The organism is Gardnerella sp. DNF01151, assembly GCF_049244235.1.
In the GTDB taxonomy this organism is placed as follows: domain Bacteria; phylum Actinomycetota; class Actinomycetes; order Actinomycetales; family Bifidobacteriaceae; genus Bifidobacterium; species Bifidobacterium swidsinskii.
In genome coordinates, this window is the sequence record NZ_CP058389.1 from 429213 (window position 1) to 451770 (window position 22558).

Consider the following 22558-nt stretch of genomic DNA (forward strand, 5'->3'; position numbering starts at 1 on the left):
TTGATACTTGTATGCTTTCGATAAAGGGATGCCGCATAGTTCTTTTATCTTTTAGGTCTAGTCGCTTCTTATTTAAGATTGCACGGATCGGAAGCCCCCTAAAAAGCGAACTTTTTGGGGAAAGATTTGCGTAGCACATTTGTTGCTAACGCTTACTATGCGTCGATATGCGGCGGCGATGGAGGAATATTATGGTAAATGCTGTAGAAGCATTTGATGCTAAGCATCTTAAGGCTGCTGAAGAAATTCCAGCTTTCCGTCCTGGCGATACCGTTGACGTCAACGTTAAGATTCAGGAAGGCAACAACACTCGTATTCAGACTTTCACCGGCGTTGTGATTGCTCGTAAGGGTGCTGGCGTGCGTGAAACTTTCGTTGTTCGTAAGGTGAGCTTCGGCACTGGTGTTGAGCGTCGTTTCCCACTTCATTCTCCAGCTATCGATTCGATTAAGCTGGTTCGTAGCGGTCGCGTTCGTCGCGCTAAGCTGTACTACTTGCGCGCTTTGCGTGGTAAGGCTGCTCGTATTGCTGAGCGTCGCGATAACTCTGCTAAGTAAAATTAGAACTTATGTGAAGGGTATTTGTTATGACTGATGACACGCAAATTAGCGATACTCATATCGTTTCAGTAGCGGGTCATGGTATAGATCCTTCACCGGTTCCGCCAGAGCCGGAAGGAGATTTACCTTCCGGCTCTCGCATGTTTAAGCGCAAAAATAGAAAAGGTAAGCATTTTGCACATTCTAAGCGTGCTAAAAATGACCGCCTAACTTTGCGCGATGCTATAACATGGTTCGGTATTCCAGTATTAGTAGTGATACTTATTCGTGTGTTCCTATTTGGAGCTTACACAATTCCTTCTGGCTCTATGCTAGATACTATTCATATTGGCGATTATGTTATTACGACTAAGCTAACTCCGCGCTTATTCCCATTAAAGCGTGGAGATATTGTTGTTTTTGAGGATCCTGCACATTGGTTGAGTGGTGAAAATTCTTCCGGTGTTGTTGGCAAGGATTTAATTAAGCGTCTTATTGGTTTGCCTGGGGATACTGTTGAGTGTAAAGGCGCTGGGCAGCCTATTGTTGTAAACGGTGTTCCAATACGAGAATCTTCCTATATTCGTCCTGGTGTTGACCCGAGTGCTTTTCCGTTTAAAGTAAAAGTTAAAGCTGGTCACGTGTTTGTTTTGGGCGATAATCGTTCTAATTCTGCGGATTCACGATATCATCGCAATGATGGCGATGATGGCTTAGTTCCGATTTCCAAAATCGAGGGCGTTGCTGTGTTTAGATCGTGGCCGCTTGATCGAATTGGTCTTTTAGACGAACACCATGATGATTTTAAAGATGTGCCTGATCGTCCTGCAAAATAAAAGTATTAACGCAATGTTGTTAACGCAATGTTATTAACACAATCGTATTAGAGCAATTGTATTAGCAAAACTTATACAAACTAATTTTAATTATGTCAAATAAATCATCCAATATACCGCTTGTTCCATCATTTAAATATGAGCAAGATTTGCTTTGCGAAGGCTATGATTGGGTTATTGGTCTTGATGAAGTAGGAAGAGGCTCTCTTGCAGGTCCTGTGATGGTAGGAGCTGCAGTTATTGGAATTAAGCAAGTAAAAGAAAACTATATGCCTGAAGGCTTAGCTGATTCTAAATTGCTGAGTGAAAAGCGTCGAGGAGAGCTTTATGAACCGTTGCAAAAATGGTGTACTTCTTGGGCTGTTGGATCTTGTACTAATAAAGAAATAGATGAGTGGGGTATTAGTTATACGCTTGGCGTTGCGGCTTTGAAAGCAATCGCAAAAGTCGAGGAAGATATTCAAATAAGTAAAAAAGAAAACACTCGTATTGCAGCAATATTGGATGGACCTTGCGATTATATTGACAAAGTCGCAAATACTTTTGACGCTCCTTACATTCCTGAGCCTGTAAAAGTCCATACTTTAGTAAAAGCAGACAGACAGTGTGCGAGCGTAGCTGCAGCTGCAGTTTTGGCAAAAGTTACTAGGGATAATCTTATGGTATCTCTTGCTAAAAATCCGAAATATGCAGCCTACGATTGGGCAAGTAATAAGGGTTACGGCTCTTTAGCTCATCGCAATGCCATTAAAAAAGTAGGACCTAGCGATTTGCATAGATTGTCTTGGCATTTATAAGCGAGGGGTATATATGGCAGAAAATGAAGCAAAACGCGTGTCAATGATCGATGTTGCGCATGCTGCTGGCGTAAGTCATCAAACTGTTTCTCGCGTTATTAATAATTCTCCTGATGTTTCTGCTAACACGCGAATTAAAGTTCTGCGAGTTATTGAGCAACTTGGGTATTATCCAAGTAATTCAGCGCGCGCATTAGCGACTAAGAGGTCGCGTACTTTAGGGCTTATCGTTGGTGCAGAAAATAGAACATCTCGAAACATCATTGCTCCTATAGAAGCGCAAGCAAAATCTCGTGGTCTTTTTCTTTCTATTAGCATGGTCAACGAAACGTTATGTGAACAAAGTGATATTCAAGATTTATGCGAGAGTTTTGAAGAGCAAAATGTCGACGGATTAATAATTGACGCTCCAACAGACGCAATATTTACGTCACTGTGTCGTACGCGTATTCTTAAGCCGTGCGTATGTGTTACTGCTACTCATGGTGCAATAAGCGCGCATGAAGGCATGAATATGTTGCGTTCTCATAGCAACGTTGAGTATTCAATGATTGGGATTAATCAATCTCGCGCAATGAACGATATTGTGTCACTTATTGCGCATTATGGACATCGAAATGCCATTTATATAGCAGGTCCTTCACAATGGAGAGGTGCTGCAACGCGACTCATTGCATGGCGTTCACTTTCAACTGCTCAAGGTATTCATTCGCATATTGTGCAATGTACTTCGTGGAAGTCTTCTGAAAGTTACGCGCGAATGAATCATATGATTGAGAAATTTGGTATAGATGGCATTGCATTGCCGACTGTTATTGTTGCTTCAAGCGATGAGCAGGCAGTAGGAGTTGTGCGTTCCTTGTATGAGCACGGTTTGAAAATTCCGAGTGATATTAGTGTTGTTGGTTTCGGCGATATTCCGGCAATAAGTGATTTTTTCCCACCTCTTACAACTGTGAGTCTCGATATGCAGCAATTAGGGTCGTTGGCAGTGCGTGAAGCTTTGAGATTAATGAATCATGGGCCTGAACCAGCATTCCCAGATATGTCTCATGGAGTTGGACAAATACCTGCTAGCTTAAAATTGCGTTCTTCTATTGGTGCAGTATTGAGATAATTTTGCGATCGTGAAAAATTGTATGAAAAAATTATTGAGAATAGAATTAAGAATGGTATTTTTAATTATTTTTTTGATTATTTAAATATTGCGTGAAACAGTTGTGAAACAACTTTATTTTCTTAATGCTAATATCTGGCAAAATGGCTTAAAATCAGCATAATTACGCGGCTGTCGGCGTGTTGATGGTGTGTGTGAAGCGTAATCTTAACATCTGTTGGGAGTGTGTGGTTTTTGAATAAATATGGAATAAAGAAAAGGATCAGGAGATGATAAATCGCTGCTTTGCGTTCGTGCCAGGAATTAAGCATCTAGTTGTTTTAAGGTCGGCGTGTCTTGCGATTTCTTATCTTGTAAACATAGCTTTTGTCTACGTTTGCGTTGGGATGTTGTCTCCAGTATTAAGACCTGTTCGTTCTACTGGAACTTCTTTAATGAGTTCTGTTGAATTTACGTCTTACATTATTGTTTTAGCTGCTATTATTTTGCTGAAATATGCAGTTTTTTACTGGTCGTGTACTGTTTGTGCAGAAATTGAGTCGCGAATAGCTATGCGTTTGCGCCCTAAAATGTTGCGCGCAATGTTATCTCTACGCTCTGTAGATATTGAAGATTCTCATGACATTACTTCTTTGCGCGTAAATGAAGATATTTTTGCAATACAAAGTTTTGTTGCTTCTTTAGTTCCACAAATTATTGCATCTATTCCTGTTCCTGTAGTCGTTTCTGCAGCACTATTTACAGTTAACCCTGCTATAGCTGGGATTTGCGCATTAGCTGCGTTGTTTAATGTTGCTTCTCTTATATTCTCGTTGGCACTAAGCCCAGTATCGTGGCGTTGTGTAAGTGCATTATTTGCCTATGTTATTGCTGGACTCGCAATTGTTGCAACTGTTTGGTTATCTTCCGTTAAAGGTGTAGGTCTTGCTGCAGCTCTGTTGACAATGCCTTTGTTAATGTTAAGCGTCCAGCCACTGAGAATTGTTGGTAAGAATATGCATGTAGTTAAACATGCTGTTAATGGTTTGAATCATGTTGAAGCATTGTTGCAAATGGTTACTGATTCTCCTGCTCCAATAGCATTTAGTGACGACGGTTCAACATTATCTTTGCCTGATGGCTCAACCAATATTGCTTTGCGTATGCGATGCAATATTTCGGAAAATAATGCGAATACTAATGAAGCTCAACGTTTATCGATAATTGCAAAATCTGGTGAATTGCAAGTTATTCCAAGTAAATATCATCATGTTATGCGTGAGAAAATACTTTCTGGAACAGGTTTTAATAAATCTGCTGACATATTGCTTTCTTATAGCGACCGTTATGATATTCATGAAGACGACGTTTCTCCATTTGTAGTTTCTGAAGTATTTGACGCAAACGATAGTGCATCTTACTTGTCGTTGAACGATGCAAGTTCTGCAGCTTTAGCAGATATTGTTACTATAGTTAGCGAGCGAAGTCATCTATTTTCCACAACATTGCGAGAAAACTTACTTTTGGCTGCTCCAACAGCTACGACTACTGCGATGTGGGATGCATTGCGAGCTGTGCGAATAGATGGTGTTGTTTATGCCGATTACGACGGTCTAGATATGCCAATAGATAGACTTTTTAATAATCCTGAAGCATCCTATAATTCTGAAGATTTAAAGCGTCGCGTTATTCTTGCTAGAGCAATTTTAAGACACACTAAAGTGTACGTTTTTGATTATTCCCAATGTGATATTAGCAATCATGAGGCTGAAGAAATTGTTAAAATATTGCGTCGCATAGCGCGTTATGCAAATGTAATAGTATTAATGCCAAATGATGATGGCATTAGCTCAACGGACGAAATAGCAACTGTAGAATCGTATCGTCATGTTGCTAATGATAGTTCTAAAAATATTACGCAACTAAATCAATTAAACGAATCTCAAAACTCGCAAAACTCGCATAATGTTGAGCAAGCTCAGCAAGATCCTAATAAAAACAAGCATATTTCTTCTATTGCAAGTATTGCTTATACTTATGAAGTGAGAACAATCTCAAAGTTCAAACGTGCTATTTTTGCTTTTATATCAATGTTTAGTACTGCTCTCAATCTTGTTTCTGCAGTATGTATTCCTGTTGCTATTGTTTCAGCAATGTTTGCTGTTGCAGGACGTCCAATATTTGGTTTTGTAATGCAACAGTGCGTGCTTGTTGCTGTTGCTTGTATGGCAGTTCGTGCATTAACTCTTGTTACAACATTTGCAGGTGTAGATATGCATCACGAACATTGGCATAAAGCTCATATCAGCATGAATGTCGGAATGATATTTGCAGTTGTACCTCTTATGGTTGTTTTGTACTATTTCGATGCGAATTTGTCTTATGTAGCTATTGTTTCGTGCGTGTTTATTATGTTTATTGTTCCTCGATACTTACTTATACGCTCCAAGCATATTGCAAATAAAGTGCGCATTGAACAACATGAAGTTGAGAATGAAGTAAGTGATATTGAGCTTGGTATCGATGAAGTACTTGCATTTAGGCAAGGTGAGCATTGCGTTAATCGAATGGTTACTTCAATGCATAAAGTTTCTCAACAAAGAATGCGTCTGGCTCGTAAAAGTGGAGGCATGTCGGCACTTGTTCTTGCTATATCGTTAATTAGCATTTCTGTAGCCGCACTAGTGGTTTCTCACACCATTCATCCGGTGCCAGCTAATATTCCAGCATGGAGTACGGTTTATGCTGTTATGGCAATGGTTTTGCTTGTAATTATGATTCAGCAAGTTGTAGATGTTGTTTTACAAAGAATACCGTCTGTTATGAGAGTTAAGAGCAGTAACTAACTTTAATTTAAAAAATATTGAATATGCATAAGTTGAGTTGGGGGACTGAGCATGCGTAATCGTTGTAACAAGAGGCAGTTTCTTGCGCTGTTCTGGATGCTGCTGTTTGCTGTTTTATGTGGGATTGTTATTGGCTTGTTGCTTCCTAAAATAAACAGTAGCGTTGGGAAGATTACAGGAGAATATGAAGCAAGCGGAGAAGCTGCGCAAGCATTGGAAAAATTGCGTATATCTAAGCCTTATCATTACGGGTACGAGCGTCAAGTATTTGGATATCGTACTACTGACGATGACGGTAACGGATGTGACGTTAGGGAAGACGTTTTAGCGCGTGATTTACAAAATGTGAAATACAAGTACGCAGGATCCTGCCAAGTGCGTTTCGGCTTGTTGCATGATCCGTATACTGGCAAAGATATTCACTTCGTGCGTGGGCGAAAAACCAGTGCATTAGTTCAAATAGATCATGTTGTTGCATTACAAAATGCGTGGGAATCTGGAGCGTGGAAATGGAATCGTGCAAAACGATTAAAATTTGGCAACGATATGATGAACCTACTCGCGGTTGAGGGAGCTGCTAATCAAGAAAAAGGTTCCGCGTCCGCAGCTTACTGGCTTCCTTCAAACAAAACCTTCAGGTGCGAATATGTTGCTAGGCAAATAGCTGTTAAGTATAAATATGGTTTAACTGTAACTCGCGAAGAAAAGCAGAGTATGGAAAGCGTATTGCATAACTGTTCTGCACAAAAATTACCAAAGTAAGGATTTCTCAGTTTGGTATTCGTAAAGCGACTTAGTAAGCGTTTAATAAGCGTTTAGTAATGATTATGAGTGTGATCGTGCATTACGTCGTGATGCTCTGCTGAATGAGGAATATGCAACACGCGCATGCGATCAATAGCTCTACGCGCAAGATTGTGAGCAGAACCCGTGCCTTCGCCCTTGACTCCAAAAATAACGATAAGAGCCATAATTCCTGTAATAATAGCACTAATGCGCAAAGTCCATTGAACTCCGAAAATACTAGCAGCAACATCGGCAGCGTGACCTGTGCCAGAATGGTGAAGAGTTGTCAATACTGTCATTGTAACTACTAAAACAGGTGCTCCAATAGCTCCCCAAAGCTGACGCATAGTATTAGTTACAGCCGAACCATCGCCAAGTTCTTCCTTACGCAAACAATTAAGCGACCACGTAGTTATTGGCATAAGCAAGAATCCCATGCCAATTTGGCGAGTAAACTGCCAAATGGAAATCCACCAAATCCATGTATCCATGTCAATAAGACTCATCATTACAGTGCCAAAAAACAGAATAATAGAGCCTGCCATAGCAACTGGGCGCACTCCAAAGCGATCTAGCATACGACCACCAAAATACTGCGAAATAGCCATGCCGAACGCTCCAGGAAGCAGAATTAAGCCGCTCATAGTTGCTGAAAAACCACGATCAGACTGAATATAAAGCGGAATAAGCACCATAATTGAGCTGAAAGCAAAAAATGTAAGGCAAGCGCAAATAGTACCTACCATAAAGTAGCGGTTTTTAAGCACATTAAGACCAAGAAGAGGAGTGTGACCGCGTTTTTGCGCTCGCAACTGCCTTATAACAAACCAAGCAATTCCAAAAGTGCCAATAATCATAGGAGCCCAAGATAATGGGTGTGAAATTCCGCATCCTTCAATATTAGTGAATCCAAACATGAGCCCGCCGAAGCCAATAACCGAAAGGCCAACCGAGAAGAAATCAGCATGCGCGTTAAGATCGTGTTCTCCAAAATTATGCAAGAAAAATACTGCCAAAACGACGGATATTGCTCCGATAATAGTAAGAGAGCAGAAAATAGAACGCCATCCATTAATATCAGTTTGCAAACCGCCAATAGTAGGACCGATTGCTGGAGCAATACTCATAGCCATGCCAACGCTTCCCATTGCCATACCTCTGCGAGTAACAGGGTAGACGGAGAATACGGTAATTTGTAAAACAGGCCACATTACGCCAGTGCCAATAGCTTCAAGAGTTCGACCAACCAGTGCCATCATAAAGTCGTTACTAAGCCATGCAAGTACGGATCCAAAAGTAAAAAGCGACATGGAAGTAATAACAATTTGGCGAGTAGAAAAGCGTCTTGTTAAAAATGCTGTAAGTGGAACCATAATTGCCATAATCAGCTGGAAAATAGAAGTAAGCCACTGACCAGTTGTGACGCTTATACCAAATTCTTGAACTATTGTTGGCAATGCTGCAGTAAGTTGTAATTGTGCGAAATTGCCGATAAATGTAATAAACGTAAGAATAGCGAGAGAAATTAAAGCAGGACGTGTAAGACGATTGTTATTGTATGCTTCTTCGCCTGTTAGTGCATGACTGAGATCTTGGCTTTTATTAGACAGCCATGTTGAGTGCGTCAAAATAAAACATCCTTTTTTGTTCTTAAACATAGTTTTTCTTAAGCGTATTTTTAAGCATAGGTGGCAAAAGTCAATCGACTTAAGTCTATTCTCTTATCTATTACAACAAAAATTGCAAAACTTAATTTACGCAAAACAAAAGTTATTTAAAAATTTATTTTGCGCAAAACAATGATATTTAGACTGATTCTAATCAGTAGCTGTGGTAGGAAAGCCAATGATTGTAAGCGCCTTGAATGGAGCCATAACGACCATTGCAATAATTCCAGAACCAGCGGAGCTGCGTTTGATAGTTAGTTGCCCAATCAGCGCCAGCAGAAGCCATTTTTCCGCCTGGCAAAGCTTGAGGTAAACCGTAGGCCCCAGAAGGATTCATTGCGTTTACGCGCCAACCGGACTCATGAGAAATAATAAATACTGTTGCAGTAAAATCAGCTTCACTATAACCGTTAGAGATAAGCCAGTCGTGAGCCCATTGTTGCATCTCGCCAGCAGGAACAGTCGTACCGATAGAAGCAGCTAAGCCAATTCCGGCAGAAGAGCCGCCAGTTCCAACAAGAATAACCTTATCTTTTGGAGCTTTTTTAACATAAGAAGCAAAAATATTAGAGGAAACTATTTTTCCCTTAGCTCGAGTAACTATTTTTGCTGTTTCCATTACGCCGTTAGCGCCTTCACTTTGCACCTTCTCAGTACCTTTTGGAAGTGCAGCAGTTTCCTTTTTAACGACGTTAAACGCGATTGGGTCGTCGGAATTCTCTAATTTTGCGCCTGCGCGATTAATCGTAATAACAGTTGATTCGCTGACTTTAGTTGTAAGAGATGGAGTAACAACATCGTGTGGCTCAAGAGTGATATCTCCAGCATCAAGAACGGATTTTACATCAGTGAAATCAGTGCCCAAAATAGTACGATGATGACCATTTATAACAACGTTAATATATGAAGTCGCACCATTATGCAACATACTACGGCTAGCACTACGAGAAACTTGCGAAGAATCGGTTGCCGAATAAGAAGTAACCTGAACAGCGTGACCTTTAGACGAAGCGTAAAAATCTCGCGAGGCAAAACCAAGTATCACCAAAGCAACGAAGCCCAAAATAACCGCACTAACTCTAGCCCACTGTCGTAAACTGAGTGAACCAAGCGTAACAGTATGCTTACGGTGACTGGTCATAACCCTCCTTATTTCTGCAATTACTCTATTGATACTTGCAAACGCTCGCAACGTAGACTAATAAAACATGAGAAACATGCGTTAAAGTGTATGTGCAAAACGTATATGCAAAACCTCACGTATTATATCTCATGGCATAGTCTATAAATCAGGATTCAGAATCATTAGATTCGTAAGATTTAGCTTGTTCAACCAAATCTTCCAAATCAGAAGCTAGTAATGCTCCCGCTTGTCTATAAATAACTTCGCCGCGCTTAATAACCATTACTGTTGGAACAGCTTGGATTTGAGCAGCTGCAGCAATCTCGTTGCTTTTGTCAATATCAACTTTTACGAAAGGAATTTCGGGATATTTTTCACTGACCTTCTCAAAAATAGGACCAAAAGATCTGCATGGACCGCACCATGTTGCCCAAAAATCAACAACAACTATTTCATTTGTCGAAGCAATCTTCTCAAAATTTTCTGTAGTAGCATGTATTGCTGCCATATTACCCCCTCAATATTTTGCGTATTTGCTTTATTGTACGTGCCGCCTTGCATAAAGTTGCCGATAGTGCGCTTATCTGTCGTCTTGCGGCACTAGGCTAGGAGTCATGCTTGATATCCAATTTATTCGTGAACATGCCGACGTAGTTAAGGAATCGCAGCGCAAGCGCGGTGAATCCGTTGAGCTCGTCGATGAAGTATTGCGCAGCGATGATTTGCGCCGAACCGCTCTTAAGGCTTTTGAAGAAGCTCGCGCCGAGCAAAAAGCTATTGGTAAGAAGGTTGCAACAGCTAGCGCGGAGGAAAAGGCTGCGCTTATTGCCGAAACTAAAGAATTAGCTTCGAAAGTTGCGGAATACAAAGCTGAATCCGAAAAAGCTACTGCCGACTACACTACGGCAATGTGGAAGCTTTCTAACATCGTTGAAGATGAAGCTCCAGAAGGCGGAGAAGACGACTATGTTGTAGTTAAGAAGGTTGGTACGCCTCGCGATTTTGCAGCTGAAGGTTTTGAGCCAAAGGATCATTTGACTCTTGGAACTGGTGTTGCTGGAATTGATATGCGTCGTGGCGTGAAGGTTGCAGGCTCTCGCTTCTACTTCTTGCGCGGTGCTGTGGCTCGCTTGCAAATCGCAATGCTTACTATGGCTGTTGATCAAGCCGAAGAGCACGGTTTTACGCTTGCGATTACGCCAACGCTTGTTCGCCCAGAAGTAATGCGCGGAACTGGCTTCTTGAATTCTCATGCGGACGAGATTTACCGTTTGCGCGAACCAGATGATCAGTATTTGGTCGGTACTTCCGAGGTTGCTTTGGCTGGCATGCATGAGGATGAGATTCTTGACTTAAGCAATGGTGCTTTGCGTTATTGCGGTTGGTCGAGCTGCTACCGTCGTGAAGCTGGTGCTGCTGGAAAGGATACTTCTGGTATTATTCGTGTGCATCAGTTCGATAAGGTTGAGATGTTCGTTTATTGCAAGCAGGAAGATTCTCGCGCTGAGCATCAAAAGTTGCTCGGTATGGAGCAGGAAATGCTTGCTAAGGTGGAAGTGCCTTACCGCATTATTGATACTGCTGCAGGTGACCTTGGTTCTTCTGCCGCTCGTAAGTTTGATTGTGAAGCTTGGGTTCCAACGCAAGGACGTTACCGTGAGCTTACTTCTACTTCTAACTGCACTGAGTATCAGGCTCGCCGATTGAATGTGCGCGAACGTATGGAAGATGGCGGAACTCGCCCAGTTAGTACGCTTAACGGCACTTTGGCTACTACTCGCTGGCTTGTGGCTATTTTGGAAAATCATCAGCATGAAGATGGTTCGATTGATATTCCAAAGGCAATGCAGGCTTATATGGGTGGCAAGGAAGTGATTGAGCCGACGAAGTGGGAAGCGTGAGTTTACTCGTGCACAAACACGGCGTTTGTTTCAAAAAACCGTTTAATTAGCTACAAAGCCCGGGAAATTGCCTGGGCTTTATTTTTTAGTTGATAAGCTTTTTGAATCTGGGTGTTGTGTGTTGTGTTCTATACGTGATGATATGCTTACCACTTGTGCGTTGAAAGCGGCAATTTGATTGCTTTCGTGCGCAAATGGATGGGTGTCCGAGCGGTCTAAGGAGACGGTCTTGAAAACCGTTGTAGGGAAACCTACCGCGAGTTCGAATCTCGCCTCATCCGCGAATTAACTAAGCCTAAAGCATGTGAAATTGCTTTAGGCTTTTTTAATTCGCTGAGCTTGTTCAGGTTGGAAGCACAGTGTGCTTCCAGCGCAAGCGAGGTCTTTCTGCGTCAATAAAGACGCAGAAAGTGTGGGCTAGTGTGTTTAACGCAGTGTGTCAGGTTTGTGTTGCTGCATTTCGCGCTTGAAGCTTTTTTATTCTGCCGAGCTTTCTCAGGACTGAAAGTGCACTGCACTTTCAGTCCTGAGAAAGCTCGGTCTGTCTTCGTCTCGATTGACGGGAAAGGGCGTGAAGGCAGCAGAAAGTTTGCAGTCGTGTAAAGGAAGGGTCGGTTGCGCACGAAATAACGGCAGAAAGTTTACTGCGGTGTAAAGGAAGGGTCGCGAAATGACTGGATGGAGGCAGAAACTTTACGTGCGTGTAAAGGGAAAGTCGGCTACGCGCGAGAATCCGATTGAAACGTGCGCTCGCTCGATTTTAGCGCGCGGAGTAGTGACGCTCTTGCGATGTGATGTCGTCCAGGAAGAAGCTTGCACCTTCGCGGCAAGACGTGCTGCTTTCGAAATCTTCCGGAGCGTAAGGCGCAACGCTTTCAAACATCTCCTCGTAATCAGCAACGCTTAAATGCACGCGCGAATCAAGCATATCCGCATGCTCGCGCGCAAACAGCGCATCTCTAAATCCTGGCGCAATCGTGCCGCTGAAAAATTCACCAACAGCGCCGGAACCATAAGAAAATAGTCCAATCTTATCGCCGCTTTTAAGTGCAGTAAGATCACTATTTTCGCAAGTAAATTCGTCTAACTCAAGTAAAGACAGCAATCCCAAATACAGGGAACCCGTATAGATGTTGCCTACACGACGGCTGTACTTCGTGCTGGTTTCGTAGCGCGAAAGTAAGCGATTGTGCGACGACTCGCTTAGGTTGCTATTATCGCAAGAATCAGAGCAAGAATTTGCGCAAGAATCCATCGCAGCCTTAAGTGCTTTCAAACCCATTTTCGTATATGGCAAATGGAAGCACAATCCGGCGAAATCGTTGAAATTGCAATCGTTTTGCGCGCAATACTTTTGCCAAACTTCGCAGAAAAATTGTATGTATTGCTCGGTTGAAAACTTGCCGCGAGCAAGAGCGGTGTCTTGGTAAACAGGTCGCCAAAAGTCCTGAATATCCGCGGATTTTACAACGCTGTCGTCGTTAATTTTAAGCACGTGCGGATTCGCGCTCACAAGCATTGCCACAGCCCCAGCGCCTTGCGTAACTTCGCCAGGGGTAGCAAGCCCGTAGCGCGCAATATCGGCTGCAATAACAAGCACTTGCGGATTTTTTTCTGCGTGCGCGCGAACGTAATCGCATGCCATCATCAAAGCTGCCGTTCCGCCGTAGCAAGCCTCTTTTACTTCAATAGAGCGCACCCACGGCGTGAGTTTTAGCAGATTTTGAACGTATAGCGCGCTGGATTTACTTGCGTCGACGCCGCTTTCTGTGCCGACGATGAGCATTTTGAGGCGATTGCTATCGATGTATGGTAGTAGTGGGAGTGCGGCTTGCGCAGCGAGAGTGACGATGTCTTGGTGATTTGGTGGCACGGATTGTTCGCTTTGACCGATTCCGATTGTGAATTTGTTAGGGTCGATTCCGCGGTGTTCCGCCAATTCTTCGAGGTTTAGGTAATAGTGCGGCGTTGCGAAGGAGATGCGGTCAATGCCGACGGTAAGGGGAGTGGTTGCGGAGGTTGTGGTTGTGTTGGCTGTTGCGGTTGCTGATATTTTGATATTTTGTGTGCTCATTTGTCCTAAACCCCTAAATTTTCTTAATTTTTACTTGATTCTCGTAACTTTTGAAGTAATTGCGTAACTTTTTCTGTAGTTCTTTCTGCAGGGCTAAGTTGCAAAATATTATGCGTGATTTCTGCGATTTCCGCACCTTTGGCACCTGCTGCAATTGCCAGGTTTGAAGACTGCAATGCCATGTGACCTGCTTGAATTCCAGGGCCTGCTAGTGCGCGAAGAGCCGCAAGATTTTGCACCAAACCGAGCGCGGCAAGCGTATTTCTAAAGTCGTTTGCGTTTTTGTATTTGCCGATTTTGATCGCGAGTTTTGCCATTGGAAGCGATGAGATTGAGCCGCCGACAATGCCGATCTGTAGCGGAATTTCAATACTGCCGTGGAGTATGGTTTTTCCGTTTAAAGTTTCGGTGTTCCACTTTGACAGTGGTAGGTAGCGACCGGAGCGCGCCGCCCACGCGTGTGCTGCCGATTCTAGCGCTCGCGTATCATTCCCGGACGCGAGCGCGGCTCCTGCGATTCCGTTTAGGATTCCTTTGTTGTGCGTGGCGGCGCGTGCAGGGTCGCTGGCGGCAAGTGCGCTCAATGCCGCGATTCGGCGCGCAAGGCGCTTTCCCTCGCGCTCTCGTTCAGAGTCTTCCAGCCGCCTGGATGCTAGTGCTTCAACCGGTATATGCACTTCTGCTGTGCTGGCAACGCGGCTGGTGTTCGTGAGTATTGCAACTAGCGCCTGCACGCCGAGCCAGCTTTCCAGCTGGGCTTTGACGGCTTCGCCCATAGTGTTCACTGTGTTTGCGCCCATTGCGTCGCATGTGTCTACGTCAATCTCGAGCTTTGCGAAGCCGTGCAAAGCTGAAGCGCGGCATTTTCGCGCGCCGCCACCCCTTTTACTCATTGATGGGTGTGACTCGTTTGCAATGCGCAACAGTTCTGCAACCTTTTCTTTATCTTCAACGATTCTGCTCAAACGCGCCGCCACGCTCCCGTCAGCGTCCTCAAAAGCTATTTGCGCTGTAGTCACGTATTGTGGGGAGCGCGCAATAATTCCGTATCCAACGTCAGTCGCTGCAGCAATTCGCGCCCCATTGCACGCAGCTGCAATCACGGATGGCTCCTCAGTTGCAACCAGCACGTCACGCACTTCGCCGTTCACAATCAGCCCACGCACAACGCCAACCGGCAGCGTATACTTTCCAATTTGATGCTCAATCATATGATTTGCAACGTCTGCAGAAATTGTAGTATCAGAACTTTCCGCAAACTGTTTAAGCAAAAATGCTGCCTCAGCCTCGTTAATTGCGCCCTCATTTTGCAAGGTTTTTATGCGATTTTCCACGCTTAATTCACGAAAAGCGGTCATCGAAATCACCTCATGATTTGTAGACTACGAATGCTTCTGATCGCTTCGCATTCTGACTTAGTTGTTTTGCAGTCTGACTTTATTGTTTTACATTTTGGCTTGATTATTTCGCATTTTAATTTGCATAGAAACGCCGATTCCGCCGCCGACGCACAGCGCAGCAACTCCATTTAACTTATTGCTATCTCGCAAAGCGTATATAAGCGTCGTCAAAATCCTCGCTCCGCTAGCGCCAAGCGGATGTCCGAGTGCAATTGCTCCACCGCGTACGTTGAGTTTTGACTCGTCAATATGAAGTTGCTCCGAAACAGCAATGCTTTGCGCTGCAAACGCTTCGTTTATTTCGAATAAGTCAATGTTGTCAACGTTGCTGCCGGTCGCATTTAGCATGCGTTCCATTACATGTTTTGGAGCGTATCCCATTAAATCTGGGTCGATTCCGCCTTCTGCGAATCCCACAATTTGCGCAAGATATTCAATTCCGTGCGCTTGCGCGTAATCTTTGCTCATAAGCACTAGAGCTGCAGCTCCGTCGTTAATTCCGCTTGCGTTTCCTGCAGTTACAGTCGATTCGTGCTTGCAAACTTCGTTTTCGCCAACTTCGCGCTTGTCAACTTCGCAAGTCGCGTCCGCAGTTTCTTCCGACGCTTTAAAAAGCGTGCGCAATTTCGACAACTGCTCTAAAGACGTATCTTCGCGAGGATGCTCGTCGCGAGTTATAACAGTTCCGTTTGCAAGCGTTACTGGCACAATTTCAGAAGCAAAATCGCCTCTTTTAATAGCGGCAACAGCTTTTTGGTGAGATTTAAGTGCAAAAATATCTTGTGCTTCGCGAGTGATACCAAATTTTGCTGCAACATTTTCTGCAGTAACGCCCATTGCGTCGCCAGTAAAAGCGTCGTTTAAGCCGTCTCGTTGCAAACCGTCAATAAGCGCAAAATTCCCGTATTTGTGTCCGCTAAATCGCGAATTAGTTGCGTAAAACGGTACGTTGCTCATGCTTTCAGTGCCGCCTGCAACAACAACTTGCGCATCTCCCATAACGATTGCGGATTGTGCTAAGCGCACTGCTTTTAAGCCGGATCCGCATACTTCGTTAATTGTCATTGCGCAGCTAGAAGTATCTAATCCTGCTTTTAACGCAATTTGGCGAGCAACGTTTTGTCCGCTGCTTGCTTGTAATACGTTTCCAAAAATAGCTTGATCCACGTCGTGTGAGCTAATTCTAGCGCGTTCTATTGCTGCTTTTGCTGCGATTGTTCCTAAATCAACTGAGGAAAGCGAAGATAAGCTGCCGCCGAATTTGCCAATAGGCGTACGTACAGCGCTTGCAATCACCACTTCAGTCATATGTTTAGCCACCTAATCAATTGTTTGTTGCAATACGTGTTGAAGTATACCAACCGGACTACTTTATCGTATTTTTCGACAAAATTACCATTTGCGAAAAATTTTTCTCGTTTCCTTCACAATTAAGCGTGCTTCAATGAGTTTGCGCTTCCGAATCCGGCATAAACTTCACAGCCGCGTAAATTAAGAGTCGTATTTCTCCCAAACCTTCTGAAGCTTTGCAGTAATGCTCTGCAAACGTTGATTTACTACTGTCCAAAGAACGCTAACATCCGTGCTACTGCACACGTCACACCGGGCACAAATACCACACACCCCACCGCAGCTTAATTTCGTGACTTTAGTTGCACGAATACCAGTGTGGTAGAGATTTGAGATTTTTCGCACTGAGCGAAGGACGCTCGCGCAGCGCTTTGACCGAGCTTGAAATCATTGGGATTTCAAGCTCGGTCAAAGCGTGATTTGGCTCAATTGTGAAGCACGGTGTGCTTCACATGCCAAATCAGCCTCACGGCTACCAATAGCCGTGAGGAATAAGCTCGCTACGAAACTCGCGTTGGAAGTCCACTGGACTTCCAACTTTAGCGAGTTTCCGCTCCGAGTTACTTTCGCGCGCTACGCTCTAAGCGCGAAAGCAGGTCGGAGCGCTACTTACGGAACGAAATCGAGCCGTCAACAGGATCCATCGCGTCAACAATCGCCAGCGAATCCAAGTCATATCCGGCTTCACGAAGCGCATCTCCACCACCTTGGAAGCCCTTTTCGATAGCGATTCCAATGCCGGCAACGCTAGCTCCAGCATGATTGCAAATGTCGATTAATCCTTGCAAAGCTTTGCCGTTCGCCAAAAAATCATCCAAAATAAGCACGCGATCTTCCGCACTTAAATACTTACGTGACACAATCACCGGAAACTCGCGCTGCTTTGTAAAAGAAAATACCGTAGATACGTATTGGTCGCCATCGAGATTAATCGACTGAGCTTTCTTTGCAAAAACCACAGGAACTCCACCAAAATGGCGTGCTGCAACACATGCAATTCCAATACCAGAAGCTTCAATCGTAAGAATCTTAGTAATATTTGCGTCGCGGAAATGCTCAGCCCAAGCGGCTCCCATATGATCAAATAAATTCACATCGCACTGGTGGTTCAAAAAAGCGTCTACTTTTAATACATTGCCTGGTTTTACGATACCATCTTGGAGAATGCGTTCTTCCAGTTCTTGCACGATGCGCCCCTTCTTACGAACAATTACATTGCAGTACGCTCAAGCATACCCAAGTTCGTGACACAATACGAGTAAAAACGACTGCAGCATGTGGTAAACCTGATTAAATACGTGCGCAATTAAAACGTGGGGGCGTTTTATTGCTGAAGCTAAAACGTAGGTAATTGGCAGCATTAATGGAGTACAAGTATGAGCGTAAGTATGGGCGCAAGTATGAATGCAAATATGAGTGCAAAGGATAGTGATTACGGATATGTAAGTGATTTGTTGGGGAATCCAGTTGATTCGTTCGATTCTGACGATCGTTTTTACGAGAATGTTGCGGATGTGAATGATTATGCCAACTACAGTTACGACGAGTATGCTGACGCTTACGCTAAAGAGCCTGATTTTACGCAGCAAGAATATGCGTCTGATCAAGAATCAGTGCCTCCTCAAGAAGAAGTGCCTTCCCAACAAGAAGCTCTTGCCCAACAAGAACTGCTTCCTCAAGAATCTCAAGAATATTCCCAAAATTTCGCACATTCTAGAGTTGCAGTTGACGCGCAAAAACTACTCGACGGCTTAAATCCGCAACAATCTCAAGCAGTCCAGTACGACGGACCGGCACTGCTTATTGGAGCAGGAGCTGGAAGCGGCAAAACGCGAGTTCTTACGCGAAGAATAGCTTGGATATTAAGCCAAAAAGGTGCCTGGCCAAGCCAAATTCTTGCCATCACTTTTACAAACAAAGCAGCTGCCGAAATGCGTGAACGTTTAAGCAAACTTATTGGTAGCGAAGCAAATACTATGTGGGTTTCGACGTTCCACTCTGCATGTGTGAAAATACTTCGCAGATCAGGACAGTATATTGGCTTAAAATCAGGCTTTTCTATTTACGATACTTCCGATTGCGAGCGATTAGTAAAAATTATTGCAACAGAGCTTAACGTTGATATTAAGCGTTTTACGCCACGCAGCATTTTGGGCAAGATTTCGGATTGCAAAAATAGTTTAATCACTTGGCGTGAGCAACTAGACATGTATGCTAACGATTACAAGCCTGGTGTTGCAGGTCAACAAATTGCGCACGCTGGCAATTCTGAAGCTGTTTACGCAACTATTTATGCGGAATATCAGCATCGTTTATCTCAAGCAAATGCGGTTGATTTTGACGATTTAATTATGCGAACTGTGCAACTCATGCGCGAAGTACCAGAAGCTGCGCAATATTACCGCCATAAGTTCCGCTATATTCTTGTAGATGAGTATCAGGATACGAATCACGCTCAATACGAGCTTATTCGCGAGCTTGCTGGAGTGGATGTAAAGCAAAATAGTGCAAATCCATCTCAGCAAAATAACACTCCTGCATCAATCACAGTTGTAGGCGACTCCGACCAGTCGATTTACGCTTTCCGCGGAGCAGATATTCGCAATATTCAAGACTTTGAAAAAGATTTCCCAAACGCTACAACTATTATGCTTGAGCAAAATTATCGCTCTACGCAAACTATTTTGGATGCTGCAAATGCAGTTATTTCGCATAATCAAGGACGAAAGCCTAAAAAATTGTGGACGGCATTAGGTAAGGGCACTCCAATTACTGGTTATGCAGCAGACAGTGCTCAACAGGAAGCAGCTTGGGTTGCGCAAGAAATAGCGCGATTAGCAGGTGAAGAGGGCGTTGCTTATTCGGATATGGCGATTATGTATCGCGCTAATGCACAGTCTCGTTCGCTGGAAGATGCGCTCGTTAAAGCAGGTCTTCCGTATCAACTTGTTGGCGGCACGAAGTTTTACGAGCGTCGCGAAGTAAAAGATGCGCTCGCATACTTGCAATCTATGGCAAACCCAGATGACGATGTGAATATGCGCCGAATTTTGAATGTGCCTAAGCGTGGGCTTGGAGCGCGTGCGGAGGCTTTGCTAACGCTTTACGCTCAAACACAAGGAGTTAGCTTCTGGCAAGCTTTGGAGCATTTGGAGTCAATCGAAGGCATGCCAACTCGCACTGCAACCAAGCTTAAAGAGTTCCGCGAGCTTATGCACAATTTAATTACTTGCATGCAAAACGATGACTCGAAACCTTCTAAAGTTATTGACAGCATACTGAACGACAGTGGTTTGCTGGAGGATTTGCAACGTTCTGAAGATCCTCAAGATGCCGCTCGCGTGGATAATTTGTCGCAATTGCAGTCGGTTGCAGCTGAGTATGAGCAGAATACGCCGGATGCTAGTGTTGCTGGATTCCTTGAAACGACGGCGCTTGTGGCTGATTCGGATCAATTGCCGGATGAAAATGAGGACACTGGTAAAGTTACGTTGATGACGCTTCACACGGCTAAGGGCTTGGAGTATCCGGTTGTGTTCCTAACTGGCATGGAGCAGGGAACTTTTCCGCATTCTCGCGCTTTGGAAGACGATGGCGAGCTTTGCGAGGAGCGTCGTCTTGCTTATGTTGGTATTACTCGAGCTAAGCAGCGTTTGTATGTTACTCGTGCTGCTGTTCGTGCGCAATGGGGGCAGGCTCAAGATATGCTTCCAAGCCAGTTTTTGGATGAGATTCCAGATAATTTGATTGATTGGAAGCGCAGAGAGTCTGATGTTGAGCGTTGGGGCGCTTCGTCTAGGCGTGGCGATGATTTCGATAGCGATTTTGATAGTGATTTTGGCGGCTGGGATGACGATTATAGCGATGCGTTTAGTGAAAAAACAACTTATGGTGGAAGCATTTACGGTTCTGAAAAATCGCATGGCTCTAAGTCTTACGGAAGAAATAAATCGTATGGCTCGAGTTCTTACAGCTCCTCTTACGAAAAGTCTTATAGCAAGTCTTACGGCTCGTCTTACGGTTCTTCTTACGGATCTTCTTATTCTAAATCGAATTGGTCTAAGTCAAGTGCAGTAAAAACGCGCAAAGTTACCGCAAAAACTGCGGCTTCAACAAGCGCAACAAAAGTTGGTTCAACTTCCGCAGTTATGAATAAAGACAATCATCTAAATATTCAAGACTTCCAAGTTGGCGACAAAATTACTCACGATACTTACGGCTTAGGAACCGTGCTAGCAACGCAAGATAAGGGCAGAAACTCAATTATTACAGTCGATTTCGGCTCCGATGGAGTAAAGCGACTAATGCTTAGAGTTGCACCAATCGAGAAATTATAAAATCTTCTATTTATGCACTTTAATGTAAGATAAATTTTTAACAAGGACGTGGCATTCGCGGGTGTGGGTGCCGGGAAGCGTGTTGCATTAACGAAAATGTGACACTAAAAAATAAAAACATACATTTAATGAGGTATAAATTATGAAAAACAAATTATTCGCATCAATTCCTGCAATTATTTTCGGCTTGCTTATTGCCATTGCACCATTGACGTTTGCAAAGCCATGCTCAACCGGAGGCATGCACAAAATGCATATGATGATGCAACCTATGGCATGCTACTACACAGGTCGTGCAGCTGTTGGAATTGGCTTAGTTATTGCAGTACTTGGAATTATTGCGCTATTTGTTAAAGAAAATGTTCGCATTGGTTTAAATATTGCTGTAGTTGTGAATGCTTTGCTTATGCTTGCTGTTACAACATTCCTTATTGGCGTGTGCAAGAGCCCAATGATGCATTGTGCATCCGTTATGCGCCCAACGTTGATTGTTCTGTCTGTGCTCGCATTGGTGTTCGCGGCTGCTTCCGTGTATTTGGATAATAAAGAAGATTAATAGTTCAAATAGTTCGAAAAGCTTAATAAAGCAAAATTATGCGCACTATTACGCTAAAGCGATTGCCGCTGGAAAATCTTAGACGCAAGCCATTGCGCACTGCTGCACTTATTGTTGTATCTGCGTGCTTGTCTGCAATATTTTTCGGCGGCTCGCTGATTTCTATGAATCTTGAACGCGGTTTGAACAGTATGCGAGAACGCATGGGAGCTGATATTATGGTTATCCCTCAAGGTACGCACACTAAAGCAGAAGCGTTGCTTACAAACAGTGGTTCAAGCACTTTTTATTTCACTAACGATATTGAGAATTTAGTAAGACGCTCTCCGGGTGTGCAAAAGGCGAGTGTACAAACGTATATTTCTTCGCTTTCTGCAGGATGTTGCGCTGAAAAATTGCAAATTATTGGTTTTGATCCCGATTCTGATTTTGTTATAGGTCCTTGGATTTATTCTCAACATAAGCAGAAGTTACAAAAAGGCGAGATGATTGCTGGCGCAAATGTAATCGTGTCTTATATGAATACTGTTCGTCTTTTTGGACACCAATGGCCTGTAGCTGCGCAGCTTGCAAAAACCGGCACAAGCATTGATAATTCAGTGTTTGTGCGACGCGAAAGTGTGCCGCAAGTAGTTGAGTATTCAACGAAAGTAGGGCATACCGCTATTCCAAAGGAATATGCTAAAAAAGCAGTTTCTGCAGTTCTCGTAAAAGTACAAAAAGGTTACAGCGCGCAAGAAGTTGCAAAAAATATTCGCAAAACAACTGGTCTTTCAAGCATTGGCATAGTTTTTCCGGGCGGAATTACAGCAACTACGCAAGCTAATCTTGGTGTTTTTACTCGCACGTTGACTTTTATAATTGCTGCGTGCTGGCTAGTTGGATTGCTAGTTTTAGTTGCAGTGTTTTCAACATCTGTAAACGAACGCAAAAAAGAGTTTGCTTCTCTTCGCATACTTGGCACAACAAGAAATATGCTTTTAGGCGTTGTCGTTAGGGAATCTGCGATACTTGGCTTAGTTGGTGGAGTATTGGGGGTTGCGTCTGCAAGTCTTATATTGTTCCCTTACAGTTCTCTTATTTCTGAACAGTTGCAGCTTCCGTATTTGGAAGTGACTGCGCTACCAGTAGCAGTGCTTATGTTAGCGTCTGTGCTACTTGCGCTTGTTGCAGTTGTTGTAGCTTCAGCGCTTACCACATTGCGTATTGCTATGCGCGAAACGTATTTGACACTTAGGTCAGGTGAGTAA

Annotated in this window: 17 protein-coding genes and 1 tRNA gene; 11 read left to right on the forward strand and 7 right to left on the reverse strand. The window is 43.6% G+C overall.

What is annotated here, in order from left to right; translation table 11 throughout:
* Nucleotides 1–191: 191 nt before the first annotated feature.
* The 6 genes from rplS to HXT37_RS01950 all read left to right on the forward strand — a co-directional run bounded on the left by rplS (nt 192) and on the right by HXT37_RS01950 (nt 6876).
* Nucleotides 192–557: a 50S ribosomal protein L19 gene (rplS, locus tag HXT37_RS01925; RefSeq protein ID WP_004105329.1), complete on the forward strand. Its 366-nt coding sequence runs from the start codon at nt 192–194 to the stop codon at nt 555–557.
* Between the two features lie 29 nt (nt 558–586).
* A complete protein-coding gene (gene lepB / locus HXT37_RS01930; RefSeq protein ID WP_004110299.1) occupies nt 587–1375 on the forward strand; it encodes a signal peptidase I in 789 nt (262 codons plus the stop codon).
* 92 nt (nt 1376–1467) lie between these two features.
* Nucleotides 1468–2172, forward strand: coding sequence for a ribonuclease HII (locus HXT37_RS01935; protein ID WP_064621818.1), 705 nt, complete (start codon nt 1468–1470; stop codon nt 2170–2172).
* 13 nt (nt 2173–2185) lie between these two features.
* Nucleotides 2186–3289, forward strand: coding sequence for a LacI family DNA-binding transcriptional regulator (locus HXT37_RS01940; protein ID WP_012913876.1), 1104 nt, complete (start codon nt 2186–2188; stop codon nt 3287–3289).
* Nucleotides 3290–3558: 269 nt separating this feature from the next.
* The gene (locus HXT37_RS01945) at nt 3559–6114 is read left to right on the forward strand and encodes an ABC transporter (protein ID WP_103013913.1); all 2556 of its coding nucleotides are present in this window, start codon (nt 3559–3561) and stop codon (nt 6112–6114) included.
* Between the two features lie 51 nt (nt 6115–6165).
* Nucleotides 6166–6876: an HNH endonuclease family protein gene (locus HXT37_RS01950; protein WP_064621542.1), complete on the forward strand. Its 711-nt coding sequence runs from the start codon at nt 6166–6168 to the stop codon at nt 6874–6876.
* Nucleotides 6877–6929: 53 nt separating this feature from the next.
* On the opposite strand, the gene HXT37_RS01955 is transcribed toward HXT37_RS01950, so the two are convergent.
* From HXT37_RS01955 to trxA, 3 genes are all read right to left on the reverse strand, one after another.
* Entirely contained in the window at nt 6930–8558 is a 1629-nt protein-coding gene (locus tag HXT37_RS01955; RefSeq protein WP_004110308.1) for an MDR family MFS transporter, read from the reverse strand.
* A gap of 163 nt (nt 8559–8721) precedes the next feature.
* Nucleotides 8722–9708, reverse strand: coding sequence for a G5 domain-containing protein (locus HXT37_RS01960; RefSeq protein WP_102703377.1), 987 nt, complete (start codon nt 9706–9708; stop codon nt 8722–8724).
* A gap of 148 nt (nt 9709–9856) precedes the next feature.
* Nucleotides 9857–10198, reverse strand: coding sequence for a thioredoxin (gene trxA / locus HXT37_RS01965; protein ID WP_004110313.1), 342 nt, complete (start codon nt 10196–10198; stop codon nt 9857–9859).
* Nucleotides 10199–10304: 106 nt separating this feature from the next.
* On the opposite strand from trxA, the gene serS reads away from it, so the two are divergent.
* Complete coding sequence (gene serS / locus HXT37_RS01970) at nt 10305–11591, forward strand: serine--tRNA ligase (protein ID WP_004110314.1); 1287 nt, start codon at nt 10305–10307, stop codon at nt 11589–11591.
* Between the two features lie 196 nt (nt 11592–11787).
* Nucleotides 11788–11872, forward strand: a tRNA-Ser gene (locus tag HXT37_RS01975).
* A gap of 479 nt (nt 11873–12351) precedes the next feature.
* Here HXT37_RS01975 and HXT37_RS01980 read toward each other — a convergent pair.
* The 4 genes from HXT37_RS01980 to HXT37_RS01995 all read right to left on the reverse strand — a co-directional run bounded on the left by HXT37_RS01980 (nt 12352) and on the right by HXT37_RS01995 (nt 17602).
* Nucleotides 12352–13665, reverse strand: a complete 1314-nt coding sequence (locus tag HXT37_RS01980) for a hydroxymethylglutaryl-CoA synthase (protein WP_116773810.1) — start codon at nt 13663–13665, stop codon at nt 12352–12354.
* 23 nt (nt 13666–13688) lie between these two features.
* Nucleotides 13689–15023 carry a hydroxymethylglutaryl-CoA reductase, degradative gene (locus tag HXT37_RS01985; RefSeq protein WP_116773809.1) on the reverse strand — a complete coding sequence of 445 codons (1335 nt, stop codon included), beginning with the start codon at nt 15021–15023 and terminating at the stop codon, nt 13689–13691.
* 87 nt (nt 15024–15110) lie between these two features.
* On the reverse strand, nt 15111–16373 hold the full coding sequence (locus tag HXT37_RS01990) for an acetyl-CoA C-acyltransferase (protein WP_421779653.1): 1263 nt from the start codon (nt 16371–16373) through the stop codon (nt 15111–15113).
* Between the two features lie 647 nt (nt 16374–17020).
* Nucleotides 17021–17602: a xanthine phosphoribosyltransferase gene (locus HXT37_RS01995; protein WP_004110321.1), complete on the reverse strand. Its 582-nt coding sequence runs from the start codon at nt 17600–17602 to the stop codon at nt 17021–17023.
* 189 nt (nt 17603–17791) lie between these two features.
* On the opposite strand from HXT37_RS01995, the gene HXT37_RS02000 reads away from it, so the two are divergent.
* From HXT37_RS02000 to HXT37_RS02010, 3 genes are all read left to right on the forward strand, one after another.
* Nucleotides 17792–20752 carry an ATP-dependent helicase gene (locus tag HXT37_RS02000; protein ID WP_410309402.1) on the forward strand — a complete coding sequence of 987 codons (2961 nt, stop codon included), beginning with the start codon at nt 17792–17794 and terminating at the stop codon, nt 20750–20752.
* A gap of 142 nt (nt 20753–20894) precedes the next feature.
* Entirely contained in the window at nt 20895–21308 is a 414-nt protein-coding gene (locus HXT37_RS02005; RefSeq protein ID WP_421779655.1) for a DUF4418 family protein, read from the forward strand.
* A 38-nt stretch (nt 21309–21346) separates the two neighbouring features.
* The gene (locus tag HXT37_RS02010) at nt 21347–22558 is read left to right on the forward strand and encodes an FtsX-like permease family protein (RefSeq protein WP_064621549.1); all 1212 of its coding nucleotides are present in this window, start codon (nt 21347–21349) and stop codon (nt 22556–22558) included.

Coding starts and splice junctions, on each gene's coding strand:
- lepB (WP_004110299.1), top strand. CDS start 587: ATGACTGATGACACGCAAATTAGCGATACTCATATCGTTTCAGTAGCG.
- rplS (WP_004105329.1), top strand. CDS start 192: ATGGTAAATGCTGTAGAAGCATTTGATGCTAAGCATCTTAAGGCTGCT.
- HXT37_RS01935 (WP_064621818.1), top strand. CDS start 1,468: ATGTCAAATAAATCATCCAATATACCGCTTGTTCCATCATTTAAATAT.
- HXT37_RS01980 (WP_116773810.1), bottom strand. CDS start 13,665: ATGAGCACACAAAATATCAAAATATCAGCAACCGCAACAGCCAACACA.
- HXT37_RS01985 (WP_116773809.1), bottom strand. CDS start 15,023: ATGACCGCTTTTCGTGAATTAAGCGTGGAAAATCGCATAAAAACCTTG.
- HXT37_RS01945 (WP_103013913.1), top strand. CDS start 3,559: ATGATAAATCGCTGCTTTGCGTTCGTGCCAGGAATTAAGCATCTAGTT.
- HXT37_RS01940 (WP_012913876.1), top strand. CDS start 2,186: ATGGCAGAAAATGAAGCAAAACGCGTGTCAATGATCGATGTTGCGCAT.
- HXT37_RS01950 (WP_064621542.1), top strand. CDS start 6,166: ATGCGTAATCGTTGTAACAAGAGGCAGTTTCTTGCGCTGTTCTGGATG.
- HXT37_RS01960 (WP_102703377.1), bottom strand. CDS start 9,708: ATGACCAGTCACCGTAAGCATACTGTTACGCTTGGTTCACTCAGTTTA.
- serS (WP_004110314.1), top strand. CDS start 10,305: ATGCTTGATATCCAATTTATTCGTGAACATGCCGACGTAGTTAAGGAA.
- HXT37_RS02005 (WP_421779655.1), top strand. CDS start 20,895: ATGAAAAACAAATTATTCGCATCAATTCCTGCAATTATTTTCGGCTTG.
- trxA (WP_004110313.1), bottom strand. CDS start 10,198: ATGGCAGCAATACATGCTACTACAGAAAATTTTGAGAAGATTGCTTCG.
- HXT37_RS01990 (WP_421779653.1), bottom strand. CDS start 16,373: ATGACTGAAGTGGTGATTGCAAGCGCTGTACGTACGCCTATTGGCAAA.
- HXT37_RS01955 (WP_004110308.1), bottom strand. CDS start 8,558: ATGTTTAAGAACAAAAAAGGATGTTTTATTTTGACGCACTCAACATGG.
- HXT37_RS02000 (WP_410309402.1), top strand. CDS start 17,792: ATGAGCGTAAGTATGGGCGCAAGTATGAATGCAAATATGAGTGCAAAG.
- HXT37_RS02010 (WP_064621549.1), top strand. CDS start 21,347: ATGCGCACTATTACGCTAAAGCGATTGCCGCTGGAAAATCTTAGACGC.